Source organism: Clostridiales bacterium (genome assembly GCA_030016385.1).
Classification (GTDB): Bacteria; Bacillota; Clostridia; order Clostridiales; family Oxobacteraceae; genus JASEJN01.
Map to the genome: position 1 here is coordinate 1 of JASEJN010000071.1, position 15,724 is coordinate 15,724.

At 38.0% G+C, this 15,724-nt stretch carries 15 protein-coding genes and 1 tRNA gene; 1 reads left to right on the top strand and 15 read right to left on the bottom strand.

What is annotated here, in order from left to right:
* Positions 1-379: 379 nt before the first annotated feature.
* From QME45_12970 to QME45_12995, 6 genes are all read right to left on the bottom strand, one after another.
* Positions 380-1,273, bottom strand: coding sequence for a phosphate ABC transporter substrate-binding protein (locus QME45_12970; protein MDI6619557.1), 894 nt, complete (start codon positions 1,271-1,273; stop codon positions 380-382).
* A 193-nt stretch (positions 1,274-1,466) separates the two neighbouring features.
* Complete coding sequence (locus QME45_12975; GenBank protein ID MDI6619558.1) at positions 1,467-2,249, bottom strand: TIM barrel protein; 783 nt, start codon at positions 2,247-2,249, stop codon at positions 1,467-1,469.
* Positions 2,250-2,289: 40 nt separating this feature from the next.
* Positions 2,290-2,958, bottom strand: a complete 669-nt coding sequence (locus QME45_12980; GenBank protein MDI6619559.1) for a LysE family transporter — start codon at positions 2,956-2,958, stop codon at positions 2,290-2,292.
* A gap of 195 nt (positions 2,959-3,153) precedes the next feature.
* A complete protein-coding gene (locus QME45_12985) occupies positions 3,154-3,471 on the bottom strand; it encodes a hypothetical protein (protein ID MDI6619560.1) in 318 nt (105 codons plus the stop codon).
* A gap of 59 nt (positions 3,472-3,530) precedes the next feature.
* Positions 3,531-3,606 (bottom strand) — tRNA-Pro (locus QME45_12990).
* A 99-nt stretch (positions 3,607-3,705) separates the two neighbouring features.
* The gene (locus QME45_12995) at positions 3,706-4,011 is read right to left on the bottom strand and encodes a hypothetical protein (GenBank protein MDI6619561.1); all 306 of its coding nucleotides are present in this window, start codon (positions 4,009-4,011) and stop codon (positions 3,706-3,708) included.
* Between the two features lie 416 nt (positions 4,012-4,427).
* Between QME45_12995 and QME45_13000 the strand changes: the two genes are divergently transcribed.
* A complete protein-coding gene (locus QME45_13000; GenBank protein ID MDI6619562.1) occupies positions 4,428-5,600 on the top strand; it encodes a class I SAM-dependent rRNA methyltransferase in 1,173 nt (390 codons plus the stop codon).
* 27 nt (positions 5,601-5,627) lie between these two features.
* On the opposite strand, the gene QME45_13005 is transcribed toward QME45_13000, so the two are convergent.
* The 9 genes from QME45_13005 to QME45_13045 all read right to left on the bottom strand — a co-directional run bounded on the left by QME45_13005 (position 5,628) and on the right by QME45_13045 (position 15,560).
* On the bottom strand, positions 5,628-6,335 hold the full coding sequence (locus QME45_13005; protein MDI6619563.1) for a 2-phosphosulfolactate phosphatase: 708 nt from the start codon (positions 6,333-6,335) through the stop codon (positions 5,628-5,630).
* Positions 6,332-7,321: a helix-turn-helix domain-containing protein gene (locus tag QME45_13010; protein ID MDI6619564.1), complete on the bottom strand. Its 990-nt coding sequence runs from the start codon at positions 7,319-7,321 to the stop codon at positions 6,332-6,334. The genes QME45_13005 and QME45_13010 overlap by 4 nt, the downstream gene beginning before the upstream one ends.
* Before the next feature lie 237 nt (positions 7,322-7,558).
* Complete coding sequence (gene ugpC, locus QME45_13015; GenBank protein MDI6619565.1) at positions 7,559-8,668, bottom strand: sn-glycerol-3-phosphate ABC transporter ATP-binding protein UgpC; 1,110 nt, start codon at positions 8,666-8,668, stop codon at positions 7,559-7,561.
* A gap of 297 nt (positions 8,669-8,965) precedes the next feature.
* Positions 8,966-9,373, bottom strand: a complete 408-nt coding sequence (locus QME45_13020) for a hypothetical protein (GenBank protein ID MDI6619566.1) — start codon at positions 9,371-9,373, stop codon at positions 8,966-8,968.
* A gap of 65 nt (positions 9,374-9,438) precedes the next feature.
* A complete protein-coding gene (gene ugpC / locus QME45_13025) occupies positions 9,439-10,548 on the bottom strand; it encodes a sn-glycerol-3-phosphate ABC transporter ATP-binding protein UgpC (GenBank protein ID MDI6619567.1) in 1,110 nt (369 codons plus the stop codon).
* Between the two features lie 158 nt (positions 10,549-10,706).
* Positions 10,707-11,507 (bottom strand): DUF4830 domain-containing protein, encoded by an 801-nt coding sequence (locus QME45_13030; protein MDI6619568.1) that lies wholly within the window; start codon positions 11,505-11,507, stop codon positions 10,707-10,709.
* A 367-nt stretch (positions 11,508-11,874) separates the two neighbouring features.
* Positions 11,875-13,161, bottom strand: coding sequence for an amidohydrolase (locus QME45_13035; GenBank protein MDI6619569.1), 1,287 nt, complete (start codon positions 13,159-13,161; stop codon positions 11,875-11,877).
* Complete coding sequence (locus tag QME45_13040; GenBank protein ID MDI6619570.1) at positions 13,161-14,399, bottom strand: adenosylhomocysteinase; 1,239 nt, start codon at positions 14,397-14,399, stop codon at positions 13,161-13,163. The genes QME45_13035 and QME45_13040 overlap by 1 nt, the downstream gene beginning before the upstream one ends.
* 126 nt (positions 14,400-14,525) lie before the next feature.
* On the bottom strand, positions 14,526-15,560 hold the full coding sequence (locus tag QME45_13045) for a hypothetical protein (protein MDI6619571.1): 1,035 nt from the start codon (positions 15,558-15,560) through the stop codon (positions 14,526-14,528).
* Positions 15,561-15,724 lie beyond the last annotated feature (164 nt).

Sequence of the window (15,724 nt, forward strand, 5' to 3'; positions counted from 1 at the left end):
TGCTCATTCGTCGCTCAAAATAACATAATCCTATTTATGCCTGATTTCATATTGCAAATCGAAGTTTAAGTGAATCTAATCTTTTTAAAATCATATAACAATCGGCAACTTTAGTTCATGATAAAAATGGACAAGTTCATTACAAACTATAACAGATAACCGTCTACTTTTTGCCAAACTTTTAATTAACCGTCCCTAACCACCTAACCATCACCAATAGTTAACTTTTGATTAACCGTCCCTACAACCTGCAATTGCAACACCTGCAACAAAACACAATAAAAAAGCTTCTACTTACTTATATCAAAAGCAGAAGCTTTACAAAGTACAATGTATTAAATTTTTATCTGTCCGTTTTTTTATTTTTTATATAGATTGGTTATCTTGTGACCTTCATATCATTTATGGGGATAAATCCAAGTTTTAATAAGTCAGGTTTTACTTCATCGCTTGATATATAGTCTATAAATGCTTTAGCGAGTCCTGTAGCTGCTCCCTTTGTATACATATGCTCATAAGACCATACAGGGTATTTGCCTGATGTTACATTTTCATTGGTAGGATCAACACCTTCAAGCTTTAATGCCTTTATTGTATCGTTCAAGTATGAAAATGCAAGGTAACTTATAGATCCGGGAGTATCTGCCACTGTTTTCTGAACTGTACCGGAATTATCTTCTGTCAATGCTTTTCCTACTGCTTCTTCTTTTCCATCCAGAGCATATTTCTTAAATGTTGCTCTTGTTCCTGATGATGTAGGTCTATTTACTATTACTATTGGCATATCGTCTCCGCCAACATCCTTCCAATTTTTTGTCTTGCCTGTAAATATATCTATCAATTGCTGTTTTGTGATATTGTCAACTTTAACACCTTTATTCACAACTGCTGCAAAACCAACAACGCATACTTTATGATCCTCAAGTGCTTTGGCATCTATGCCGCTTTTTTCTTCCGCAAATATGTCGGAGTTGCCAATCTGCGCCGTTCCATCTGCAACTGCCGTTAAACCTTTGCCGCTCCCGCCTGCCTGTACCTGTACATCTGCATCAGGATATTTCTCTTTAAATGTTTTTGCTGCCTGTTCAGCTAATGGGAATAATGCTGATGAACCCAGTGATAATATGGAACCGCTTATCTTCGATGTATCTTCCTGTTTGCTTCCCGTATCCTTTTGTGAAGTCTCATCCTGCTTTGCACAACCTGCAAATGCAGTCCCAATTATTACGATACTTAACACTAATGCTAAAATATTTGATAATCTTTTTTTCATTACTTTTCCCCCTATCAATTTTTATTCATTATTTATTATCTACATTTTAGAGTTTATCAATGTATGTTTAAGGTGATATTAATGGAATATTAAGATTAGGTAAAATGCCATTTTATAAAATTTACATATTCTAAACAAAAAATCCCCCGGTTAAAGCATTTGGCCTAACCAGAGGATATATCAATCGATGACTTTACACATTAGTGCATTCTTTTACCAGTTTTTTTAATACATTGGCATCTTCCATAAATTGTCTCGTATCATCGTCCTTTACAAATTCAATCATAGCATTATGGTCATGTCCGTCATCTGATACAACATTTAAGTATGCTCCCCATTCATCCATGCCGCTCTTAAGAGGGCGCCTTTCTATCTTCGATGCATGAGTGATCCACCGAAATACATGTACATTTGTGAGGTAGGGTAAAATATTTTTTAATCCGGCGATACGCTCCTTAAAGCTCATATTTACAGAAGGCTGCCAATAACTTTTTATGTTGTTATGGCCGACTTCTTTTAAGAGCCTCAAAGCTGACCCATTGGTATCCGTAAGAGTATTGCCATGATATTCATAGGATATCGCGATATTTACTTTACCTGCCATATCTCCAATCTTTCTCGATGTGTTAATTATATGCCTCCACCAATTTTCATCTGCACTGGCCGAGCCTTTATTTCCCGCCCATACTCTTATCATGGGCGCATGAAGCTCAAGCGCGGTATCCAGCACTTTTTTAAAATCGTCCAGATTTTTATCTTCGGTATCCATCCTGTAATATGATCCATATGAAGTAACTGAAAGTCCAGATTCTACAGTTTGTTTGTACACTTCCCTGGCAGTATCTATATCACCATGTGGAACATGTACATCACCGCCCCATTCGATTCCTTCAAGCTGTGCCAGAGACACAAGTTTTACGATCTGAATAGGCTTTAGCTTTCTGAAAGTAACCGATACCAATCCTGTATGTATCATTTGATCATCCCCCAAGTATTATTGATACTTTTTTGCGGAATTATTTCAGGTAAAGATACAACCTGTATAATCCGTTTATAAAAAATCCTATGCCTATCGCTAATATCCCATAGGATAATATTTTTGTAAACTTTCTTGAAAGATCCGGCGCAACGACTTTCCTTCCCCTTGAAGCAAAATAGTTTATGCCAAATAGACTGATAAACATACCTGAGAGCATCGATACGGCAAATAAGAAATATGGAAGAAGGCCGGCTCTTCTCCATATACTTATAACGGTACTGCTTAGCGTTATCCAGAAAAAATGCGTCATGGGATTGGAAATATTGATTATAAAACCGGTAAACACAGGGTGAGACTTTATTTCCTTTTTTCTTATGATTTCATCCTGTTTTTCCGGATTCAAATCTTTACCATCCTTTATAGACTTATAGCCTACATAAAAAATAATTATGCCCGAAAGCAACCAGAAAAATATCCCCAACAGTTTATTTTTCTCAACCAAGCCTAAAAGCCCGAAATTAATCAACATTACATCTATCGTGTCAGTTATCAAAGAGCCTGCCGCCACCAAAACTCCCTGCCTGAATCCCTTTGATATAGTCCATCTCACGGATTCAATACCGGCCGGCCCCATAGGTATTGCAATTATAATACCTGTAAACAATCCCGTATAAAGGGCTCTTACTATTAAATAGACATTGCCCAATTATAAACCCTCCACAAAAATATTCTCTAATAGTATGTTATCAAACAATCTATTTTATTACAATACAAATGCCGATAGAGGGTAATAATAACGTTTGGGAAATATTATTGCAGTAAAAATAGACAAAGGACACATCTTAGCCAGGATTAGCAAAAGATGCGTCCTCTCCCCATAAAAGCTTGCATATACAAGCTTTTACTTTACTCTTCTTAATTCATAAATCATTTTATCCTGGTCATCCTGTTTATGCATAAGGGTATTTACGATCATAGTCAGTTCGTCCAGTTTCTTATTATGTATTTTTAACTTATCTTTTATATCATTCAAATCCTCTCGCATGACAGACTGCCCTTCTGATATACCCTTTATCTTGTTTATTATTTCATCATCTATTTTTGTTCCGTGCTTTTTTATTTCCTTTTCAATACTATCCAATCTGTCATTTATACTCTTAAAACCCTGCTGCATATCTAAATTGATTTTTTCAAATAAGTCGATCGCTTTTTCTTCCATTGTCCCACTCCCGCTATTTTAATATATTCCGACTATTAATTTAAAATTACAAATAAAAATGGTCGAGGTGACAGGACTTGAACCTGCGACCTCTTGGTCCCGAACCAAGCGCGCTCCCATCTGCGCTACACCTCGACACTACTTTATTATTATAAAACTAAAGCAAAGTTTTTTCAACAATTATATTTCGCCCGCAGGTACATGCTTTTTATATGAAGAAAATTATATATTATTTTACCGTCGGTCACCAACACCTCTTTGGGGAACGCTTGCAATTATAAAACCCACAAGAACGGATACGACCGACGGGGCTATAATATTAACATATTGCTTGATCCCAAGGCGGTAAAGTATCAAAAACGTAACTACATTTATAATAATCGTTATTACAAATAGCAAAATAACAAACATTGAAAATGAGTCGACATACTTTTCCCATACCTTGTGCCTCCACTCTCCGCTTAAAGCATACCTGAATATGAAGTATGACAGCGCAACGACTCCTATATCCAGTAATCCTATTTGCCAAAATTTCCACATAAATTTACCTCCAATTTTATTTAAATATAATGACTGCCAAACTTATGTCAGCCATTATTATTATTTTATTATTTTCTCTTTTTTAACCATAATATTGATTTTTACCCCCCCCACCCCTGATTAAATTATCCTATAAAACTATTTTTATCGATTCTATGCGGGCGTATCCACGGTCAAAACTGCTTCGGTTGATAATCCTGAAATCGGTCATAAATAGAATTAGGTTATTTTGAGTAACGAATGAGTGTTTAAAATAACCTAATCTCATATTAAAAATTGCAGCTTCCAGAATTATATTTAATTTTTTTAAAAAGTGTTATATTATAATATAAGTATATTTATGCATTTTATCGGTTCATGGGCTATACCCGTCACTTTAGTGATGGAAGGTTCACTATCATTCGGAGGTAAATACTATGGCAAAAGTTATAATAGGCAAAGGAAAACAGAAAATGCTTGAGAAGGGTCACCCGTGGGTATATAAAAATGAAGTAAAAGAAATTTCAGGAGATTATGAACCGGGCGATATAGTAGAAGTTGAAGACTATAGAGGTAAATTTATCGGAAAAGGATACATAAATCCCAAAAGCCAGATACTTGTCAGGATTATGACAAGACACAGGGATGAAGAAATAGACGAGGAATTTTTCAGAAAAAGGATAACCGACGCGTGGGAATACAGAAAAGTAGTAACCGATACAAATGCCTGCAGGGTAGTTTACGGGGAAGCTGATTTTTTACCGGCGCTCATAGTTGACAAGTTCGGTGATTACCTTGTAATACAGACTCTTGCCCTCGGCATGGAAAAATATAAGGACATTATTGTTAAGGTATTGAATGAGGTCATAAAGCCAAAAGGCATATATGAAAGAAACGATGTTCCCGTAAGGGAACTTGAAGGTCTCGAGATGAAAAAGGGATTTTTATCAAACCCTTTTGACACAATGGTCAAGATAGTTGAAAACGGAATAAATCTCTATGTGGATGTCGAAAATGGGCAGAAAACAGGATATTATTTGGACCAAAAGGAAAACAGGGCAGCGATTAAGAATATCGTAAATGATAAAAAGGTACTGGATTGTTTCTGCCATACAGGATCGTTTTCGATTCATGCAGGCTGCTACGGAGCAAGGGATGTCCTAGGAATCGATATTTCCGAACACGCTATAGAATTTGCAAGAAAGAATGCCGCTCTTAATAACGTTCAGGACATATGCAAATTTGAAACGGCCAATGCGTTCGATAAGCTCAGGGAATTTTATGATAGCGGAGAAAAATTCGATGTGGTGATACTTGATCCTCCAGCATTTACAAAAACCAGGGCAGCAGTTAAAAGTGCCTGCAGAGGATATAAAGAAATAAATCTAAGGGCTATGAAGATAATAAAAAGCGGCGGCTTTCTAGTTACGGCATCCTGCAGTCAGCATGTTCCTCCTGATTTATTTATGAAAATTATAGCAGATGCAGGGCACGATGCCAAAAAAACATTGAGGCAGGTAGAATATAGAACCCAGGCAAAAGATCATCCAATACTTCTAAGTTCTGCCGAAACATATTATCTTAAATTCTTGATACTACAGGTTATATAGCTAAACCTTCAAGCACAGTCCGCAGGTTTAAAGTTTTATAGAACCATTTATATATTCCGGTACTATATTTATGATGCTCTTTTGGCAGCAGTACTTAATATCCTCTCCCATGCCTATGCTCAGCAAATAGTTATAATGGGAGGCATTCTTTATAAATCCCTCCACATCGTCTTTATTTTTAATATAAACATAGTGAGCTGTAAAGCTTATGTCATCGAGGTCATATTTTTTTATGGCAAGCAGCTCATCTATTATATAGCCGGCACATATAAAATCGTCCAGTGAAAACCTTCCAAGGGTACCGGCGCAAGCGATGGATATATCGGCATCGCCTTCAGATGCTTTTTTTGCTACCGCCGGACCGTTTACCATGGAACCTATGTATATATGCTTGGCTTTGGCACAACCGTTTATTGCTCTTGTACCGTTGGATGTTGTAATTATAAGGGTTTTCCCCTTTATAAACTCTTTCGTATACTCTAAAGGGGAATTCCCCACGTCAAAGCCTGGTATCTTTAATCCCTTTCTCTCGCCTCCAAGCACCACATCATCGTATTTCTCCCTCATATTTATCGCATCCTTGGTTTCAAGAACGGGAATAACCTGTTTTGCTCCGTTATTTATAGCCGTAGCTATAACAGATGTTGCTCTTAACATATCTATTACTATCGCATCTGTATTTAACACATATTCATCTTTTATATCTTCAACTCTTGGCATAAGTTTTATATTCATTGTTTCCTCCTGAGTTTTAATAAATAACATAGCTTGAATATAACCGCATCATTAAATTTCCTTATATCTAGGCCTGTCAATTTTTGTATCTTGTCAAGCCTGTAAATCAGTGTATTTCTGTGTATATAAAGTGCCCTTGCAGAATCTGTTATATTCAAATCGTTTTTAAAAAATATCTCTATTGTTTTTATCATTTCTCCATCCATGGTATCGTTATTATCATCAAAGATCCCGGATGTGTATTCATTTATATTTTCCTCGGGTATGAGGCTTATGATCCTTTCAGCCAAAATATTTTTATATATGAAAATATTTTCAGGTATATTGAACATCCTGCCAATCCTGATAGCTTCCTTAGCCTCACTGATGGAATATTTTATATTTATTATTTTGTTGTGTATATCACCCACTCCTATATATACATGGGTATATATCTCCGAATTAATCATGTCCTTCAGCATGCTTGCTCTTGCATCGCAGCTCTTTGAATATTCATTGATTTTTTCAAGCAGTATTATATCTTCTTTATAAGGGAAAACCCAGATATTATTTTCTCCGAAGAAACTATTGAATATCAAGCTGCAGGCATCATGAAAATGTTCGGCCTTCGGCAGGTTTATGCAATAAGCTATATAATTGGCATCATAGGGGATGCCAAATTTTTTGCAGTATCTTTCAGGATCATCCATTCCATCAACTACATTTATGAGAAACTGACGGTAATTGCCTATATCGCTGCCTGAAACTTCCCTTTCAAGTATCATCTGGGCAAGTTTTATCTCCTCCAGGCTTCCCTCCTCGATATATACATACAGCCTGTGCTTTTCATCAACCGGCAGGGAAATACCATGTTCAAAATCACCTAACGTCAGGTCGACTCTCCTGCTGTCAGATGAATACACGACAGCTCCCATACGGTCCACGATATCTATATTCTTTTTTATGATACTGGATATTTTTTTTATCGATGCTGTAAGTCCGTTCATAATCTATACACAACCAATCGCTGTTTTATAACGCTTATAATAGTTTTAACAAAATATCCGTAATATTGCAATAGGATTAAAATACAAACTTCAATTTGTAATTAGATATAAATAGGATTATGCTATCTTGAGCAACGAATGAGCATGAAGAAATACAAAAGCACCTTCCACATCAGATATCTGATGTGGAAGGTGCTTTACAGACATTCCCCAAACTTCAGGTGTTGTCTTATTTCATTAGAGAATAACCTTTTCGGTTTCTTTATCGAACAAATGAATCTTTGTCATGTCAAAGCCTATCTTGATGGTTTCTCCTGCTTTTGCCTTTGATGAAGCATCAACCCTTGCGGTTGCATCTGCCCCCTCAACATTTAAATAGAGGTATGTTTCCGAGCCCATAAGTTCTGTAACTTCAACTTTTGCGCTCAAAATAAAATCAGGATGCTCATTTAAGAACCTGTCATCATCATATATATTTTCAGGCCTTATGCCGAATATAATATCCTTCCCGACATATCCCTTTTCTTTTACTACCTGGGCTTTATCATCCGGTATAGGAAGTACTATGTCCTTAAACTGTACATACATCTTACCATCTTTTTCAAATGTCTTTGCATCTATGAAGTTCATCTGAGGGCTTCCTATGAATCCTGCAACGAACAGATTGTCCGGATGGTCATATATATACTGAGGGCTTCCAACCTGCTGTATAATACCGTCCTTCATGACAACTATCCTTGTTCCCATTGTCATGGCTTCCGTCTGGTCATGGGTAACATATATAAATGTCGTCTGCAGCCTCTTATGAAGCTTCGATATTTCAGTTCTCATCTGAACCCTTAGCTTTGCATCAAGGTTTGACAAAGGCTCGTCCATTAAGAACACCTTAGGTTCCCTTACTATTGCACGCCCTAATGCAACCCTCTGCCTTTGTCCGCCTGACAGAGCCTTCGGCTTTCTGTCAAGAAGATGTTCGATATCCAATATCCTTGCAGCTTCCTTAACCTTTTTTTGTATTTCAGCCTTCGGCGTCTTCCTCAGTTTTAATCCAAATGCCATGTTGTCATATACCGTCATGTGAGGATACAGCGCGTAGTTCTGGAAAACCATCGCTATATCCCTGTCTTTTGGAGCCACATCGTTTACCAGCCTGCCGCCAATGTAGAGTTCTCCCGACGTAATTTCCTCAAGGCCGGCTATCATCCTGAGCGTTGTTGATTTGCCACAGCCGGATGGCCCTACGAGAACAATGAATTCCTTGTCTTGAATTTCAAGGCTGAAATCCTTAACTGCAGTAACATTTCCATTATATGTCTTGTAAAGATGCCTTAATGATAAATCTGCCATAAAGTCTCCTCCTGTCTATTTTGCGGCGTATCTTATATTATTATTTGCCACAAATGATTAATTTCATTGTAGAATATTTAGAAAATATATTCTATTGTAAACATGCACAAAAAAAATGTAGTATTTTTGTGCAATGTGTCACAAAGGATTATTTTACCGTTTAAAAAGAAATGCCATAAAAATTCTCTCTATAAAGAATGACCCGGGTACATATTTTATATTTATAAAAAATTTAATAAAGAGATACAAAAACGTCATAGGAGACTCTGGATATGAATGTGAAAAGAATTATCTTTTTTATCGGTCCTTTGATTTTTTCCCATAATATACAACGAATGCGACCGCATTAAGTATAATTGTTACTACAAGAAGCAATGTGGAAACCATTGCCACTGCGGAAGACGTATCCATAAGCGCCGACCAATCCTCTGTCTTTACCAAATGATCGTTATAGAAAATTTGCATACACAATGAAATGGAGCAGGCACTGACGCTTGCTACAGATAAGATGGTCCAATTCCTGTGGTCAATCTTATTGCGCTGCACAAGATTAACAACTGGAAGTATCCATGCAATCAGGCCAAGTACAAGGCTTCCTAGATTCAGCCAACTTGCTCCCAACAAAACCATCTCCTTCGCTAAAATGATGGTGATACCGCTGCCTGAAAAAGACTCCGGCACAATGTCGCATCGGTCGGAGTCCATTCTCAGGCAACAGCTTTTTATAATTGCCTTATAATCCCTGTATAATAGTTGAGTTTAAAAATTTACTATAATATGCAAACTTCGGTTTCTTTGTCGAACATATGGATCTTTGCCATATCCATTCCAAGTTTTATAGTTTCCCCTGTTTTTGCCTTCGATGAAGCATCGACCCTTGCGGTTGCATCAGAACCTGCAATATTTAAATAGAGGTATGTTTCCGAACCCATAAGTTCTGTAACTTCAACTTTTGCTTCTGTTATATAGTCAGGATGATCATTTAAGAACCTGTCATCGTCATATAAGTTTTCAGGCCTTATGCCGAATATAATATTCTTTCCGACATATCCCTTTTCTTTTACTACCTGGGCCTTATCATCCGGCACAGGAAGAGTCGTATCTTTAAACTGTATGAAAACCTTTCCATTTTTCTCAAGTACCTTTGCATCTATGAAGTTCATCTGAGGGCTTCCTATGAATCCTGCAACGAACAGATTGTCCGGATGGTCATATATATACTGAGGGCTTCCAACCTGCTGTATAATACCGTCCTTCATGACAACTATCCTTGTTCCCATTGTCATGGCTTCCGTCTGGTCATGGGTAACATATATAAATGTCGTCTGCAGCCTCTTATGAAGCTTCGATATTTCAGTTCTCATCTGAACCCTTAGCTTTGCATCAAGGTTTGACAAAGGCTCGTCCATTAAGAACACCTTAGGTTCCCTTACTATTGCACGCCCTAATGCAACCCTCTGCCTTTGTCCGCCTGACAGAGCCTTCGGCTTTCTGTCAAGAAGATGTTCGATATCCAATATCCTTGCAGCTTCCTTAACCTTTTTTTGTATTTCAGCCTTCGGCGTCTTCCTCAGTTTTAATCCAAATGCCATGTTGTCATATACCGTCATGTGAGGATACAGCGCGTAGTTCTGGAAAACCATCGCTATATCCCTGTCTTTTGGCGCCACATCGTTTACCAGCCTGCCGCCAATGTAGAGTTCTCCCGACGTAATTTCCTCAAGGCCGGCTATCATCCTGAGCGTTGTTGATTTGCCACAGCCGGATGGCCCTACGAGAACAACGAATTCCTTGTCTGCAACTTCGAGACTGAAATCCTTAACCGCAGTAACATTTCCTGTGTATGTCTTGTAAAGATGCCTTAATGATAAATCTGCCATAGAGTCCCCTCCCAAAATTATATTATATGAGTTATATTTACTTTCAATATAATTTTAGGTTAATATAACAATATATTCCATAGTATACTCGTACAAAAAATTGCCTGAATTTTTGTCATATTGTCTATTTTTTAAATATGCACGCATAACTTAAGAATTCACCTTATTTTCGTGCTCACTATTTTCCAGTTATTCTCGCTGTCTTTACCCGTATCTTCTTTTAAGTTGAATTCTATCTCGCATATTTTTTTCTGTCCGGCCAGTTTAGCTCTCAATATATAAAAGCTCTCATTTTTAGTCGATTTTTTATACTTGCCTATACTTATAAAATCCATGAAGGGGAGCTTATTTTCCCTGGCTGTATTTATGAAATCTTCCTTTTTTATTTTCGTCTTGTCATATACATACGAATATGCGCCATCATAATCTCCGGATTTTAGCATGTCATAGTACTGAAGTATCACCAGAAGTTGATTGTCATCATCCTCCATATTCGCTTTCCACTTATCCCATTTTATGCCTGACAACTCCTCAATACTTTTACCGTTTAATGAACATGGAGGATATGTTTTAAGTTCGGACACATAGTCTATATATGAGCATATTATCTTATTTTTGCAGTTTACAACCACTGCCCTTGTATTCGAACTATCTTCAAACTTTACGGTATCAGGCAATCTGAGAATAGGATATATATAAACAGTACACTGTTTTCCTCTATAGCCTGAAATGTTTATTCCATACGCTTTCTTTGAAAATACATTCCGCATTTCCCAAACAGTACTTAAGACATCCGGTATTGTTTCCGAGGAACTATAATAGGGCTTCTCGGTATCTATTGCCACCCCATTTTGTTTAAGATACGCAGCCCTCTCTTCATCGCTTCCGGCCTGAATGCTTTTTCCACAAGATGCAAAAACCAGAGCTGCAAGCAACAAAGGCAGTATAAATCTTTTCACAGCTAGTCCCCCTAAGACATGAAATACATTATATTATATGACGTCCATATTATCCCTATACATTATATGAAATCTTCCATCCGCCAGACTTCCGGTTTTATAATATATATCATCTTCAATTCGCAATTTGAAATATGGCATAAATAGGATTATGTTATTTTGAGCAAAGAATGAGCATTATGAAAGTTTTGATAAGTTCTTGGCTTTGCTGCTGCAAAGAATCCTTAGAACTTTTGAATGTCTGAGTGAAACGAGTTTCAAAAGTTCTTGGATTCTTAAGGCTGCAGACCTTAGAACTTACAAAACTTGAATCTGGCGAATGAGTGTTCAAAATAACATAGAGCTCATATTAAGAATCGAATATATATCATCTTCCTGTCAACTTTTTTGCGCATCTCTCTACCTCATAGTAGATCCTCTCTTCATCGAGGGTCAATACCTTCCCATTTTCCATTACGACATTTCCGTCTATTATCACAGTATCTACATCCGATGAGTTTCCTGAATATACGATGGCGGATTTTATATTATATCTCGGATAATAATAAGGCTTTTTAGTATTTAATACTATAAGATCCGCCTTCATTCCGCTTTCAATCGTGCCGACATCCTTTAGCCCCAAGGCTTTGGCTCCGTTTACCGTGGCCATTTTTAAAACATCGCATACGGGAAGGGCGGTAGGATCGTCCTCATTAACTTTTTGAAGGTATGAGGCAGTCCTTACCTCTTCGAGCATATCCAGATTATTGTTGCTGGCCGCCCCATCGGTGCCTAAGGATACATTTATACCCTTTTTCTCCATCTTTGCGACAGGGGCAATACCGCTGGCAAGCTTTAAATTGCTGCCCGGATTGTGGGCAACATTTACTCCTCTTTTTTGAAGGATCTCGATATCCTCGTCATCTACGGCTACACAATGGGCGGCAATGGTATCCTGCTTTAATGCCCCTATGCTGTCCAAAAGTTTTACAGGAGACATGCCATACTTCTTTTTGCAATTTGAAACTTCGTCTTTTGTCTCAGATAAGTGTATTTGCAATGGTATGCCCGATTCGTTCGACTTATCCGCAATTTTCTTGAGATACGAGAGGGAGCATGTATATACTGAATGCGGCCCCAATATTATCTTTATCCTGCCATCGCACGAGCCGTCGTACTTTTTGTAAAGCTCCTCGCTTTCCTTATACCTATAATCAAAATCGTCGCCCGTAAGCCCCCGCGAGAGAACCGCCCTCATACCTGAGGTCTTGCAGACCTCTGCCGTTTTATCCATAAAAAAGTACATATCGCAGAATGCCGTAGTACCGCTCTTTATCATTTCAAGCTGTGCAAGAGCCGAACCCCAGTAGGATTCTTCCTCATCAAGCTTATCCTCAAGTGGAAATATCTTTTTAAACAGCCAGTCCATAAGCTTTAAATCGTCGGCATAATTTCTAAAAAGCGTCATGGAAGAATGGGTATGTGAATTTACCAACCCCGGCATAACGGCTTTGCCGTCGCAGTCTATAACCCTGTCATAGCCGTCATCCATCCCCTCTTTATACCGGCCTATATAATTAATTTTTTTATCTTCTATGCCTATGCAGCAGTTTTCAAATACGTCATCATTTTCGTCCAGAGTTATCACATAAGCATTTTTTAAAAGTATATCCATTATTCTCCCCAGCCTTTTAAGTATTCCCTTTGCTCGTCAGTCAAACTGTCTATTTCAATTCCCATGCCCTTAAGCTTCATGCGTGCTACCATCTCGTCTATTTCATCGGGCACATCGTATACCTTATTTTGAAGCTTTCCTTCATTTTCGCATATATATCTTGCGGACAAGGACTGAAGTGCAAAGCTCATATCCATTATTTCCGCCGGGTGTCCGTCTCCTGCCGCCAAATTTACAAGCCTTCCGTCTGCTAAAAGATTCAATATCCTTCCATCCTCCATCACATAGCCCGTAATATTATTTCTCATCGCTTTTTTTTCAACGCATAACTTTTCAAGATCCGGTTTCCACACTTCTACGTCAAAGTGCCCTGCGTTCGCAAGCAATGCTCCGTTTTTCATCACCTTATAGTGCTTCCCAGTTATGATTTTCAAATCGCCTGTTACCGTTATAAATATGTCTCCTATTTTCGCGGCTTCTATGCCGGGCATAACCCTGAAACCGTCCATATGGGCCTCAATTGCCTTTATGGGATTTACCTCGCATACTATCACATTCGCCCCCAGGCCCTTCGCCTTTGCCGAAACACCCTTGCCGCACCAGCCATAGCCAAACACGACGACATTTTTACCGGCTACTATAAGGTTTGTAGTCCTCATTATTCCATCCCATACCGACTGGCCTGTTCCATACCTGTTATCAAAAAGGTATTTGCAGTATGCATCATTGACAGATACCATGGGGAACCTGAGTACTCCCGCTTTTTCTCTCGCCCTTAACCTTAAAACCCCTGTTGTGGTTTCCTCGCATCCTCCTATTATATTTTTGATGAGATCCTGCCTTTTTGAATGCACTATCTGTACAAGGTCACCTCCATCGTCTATTATAATATTCGGTTCTATATCAAGAGCCGCATTTAAATGAGACTCATATTCTTCCTTTGTTGAACCATGCCATGCATATACGTTGAGTCCGTCTTCCACCAATGCCGCCGCAACGTCGTCCTGCGTTGACAGCGGATTGCTCCCTGTTACTGCGACTTCTGCTCCACCTGCTTTCAAAACTTTTGAAAGATATGCAGTCTTTGCCTCAAGATGTATCGACATCGTAATCTTTTTGCCTTTGAATGGCTTTTCTTTTGCAAACTGCTTTTCTATTGCAGATAGCACAGGCATATAACCTTTTACCCATTCTATCTTTCTGTGACCCGATTGTGCCATATTTATATCTCGTATCATGCTTTTTCTCACATTAATCCCCCCATTAAATTTATTAAGTAGAATATATTCTATAAAAAAACAGAATATCCTTTAACAATTTGCAAAAGAAGGCCTTTTATTTAGATATTTTTCACGGATTCATCATTAAGATCTTGTAATACTTAAGTTTTTAACATCGAATTTATATGTCCCTGCCATGTTTTGTTCATTAGCAGGCAGTGTGGATTTAAGCTGCACGGTAAATACGAGTTCATCGTCGGATATCCAGTAAGAATTAATAATCGTATATTTGCCCGGCTTCATAGCATTTTTCATAGGATCATCTATTTTTTTCTCATTTTCAGGATCATATATGAATACCGATTTTGTCCCGCCGGGGTTTGTAACTTCTGCCGATAAATATTTCCCCTTTTCGCTCCATGATAATGAATCTATAGTATTATTGAAAAAAAGGTCAATGGATTTTGCCTTCTTTTGTTTGCCGTCATAAACTATTATGGCCGGATGATTACCCTTTGTCGATATCGCAAGCATTTTCCCTTCGGCATCACCTGCTACAGGGCCAAATGCATCCCTGCCCACGCTGAACTTCTGGTCAGGCGTGGCGCCTTGCGGAACTGCAAAGGCAGGAAGATCGTCGAGCTTTATTATCTCCTTGCCCTTGATATCCCCCCCTTCTTTTTTGAAAAGCGTCCTGTTCTTTTCCATTACTTCGGTATTTTTGGATTTCTCTATCTTATCTATCACATATTTGTTTTTTTCTTTTATGATCGTATACTTATTCTCATCTAATGAAAAATATGGCTTGCCTGTTGATACCGAAAGAAGTACCGCGCTACCCTCTAATTTTCCATCCTTTTCTTCAAGGTTATCGACTTTATATCCGTTCGGATGAGGATTCTGTATAGCGGCAAAACTCCCCGCCTGCTGCTTTAAGCCCTCCGAATACAACCCCTTGGCTTTATCGATGTCCCTTAATACAAGGGCTTTCATGTATTCCTCCAACACTTTCTTTCCTTCTTTTTTATCCAGTTTCTCCTGATTTTTGTCTTCACTTTGCTCTGCCCCCTGTTCATCTTCGCTTTGCTTATTCTCAGGAGACTGGTTTTTGCTTCTGCCGCATGACGGTGCGTTTATAAAAACAATCAGGAATAATAATATACATAATAATTTTTTCATGCTTTTCCCTCCATGAAATTATTATTCCAAATTGAAAAGAATATATAAAAAATAAGGCGTATATAAATTATTAAACTTCGATTCGTAATTCGAAATCAGGCATAAATAAGATTATGTTATTTTGAGCGACGAATGAGCATTATGAAAGTTTTGATAAGTTCTTG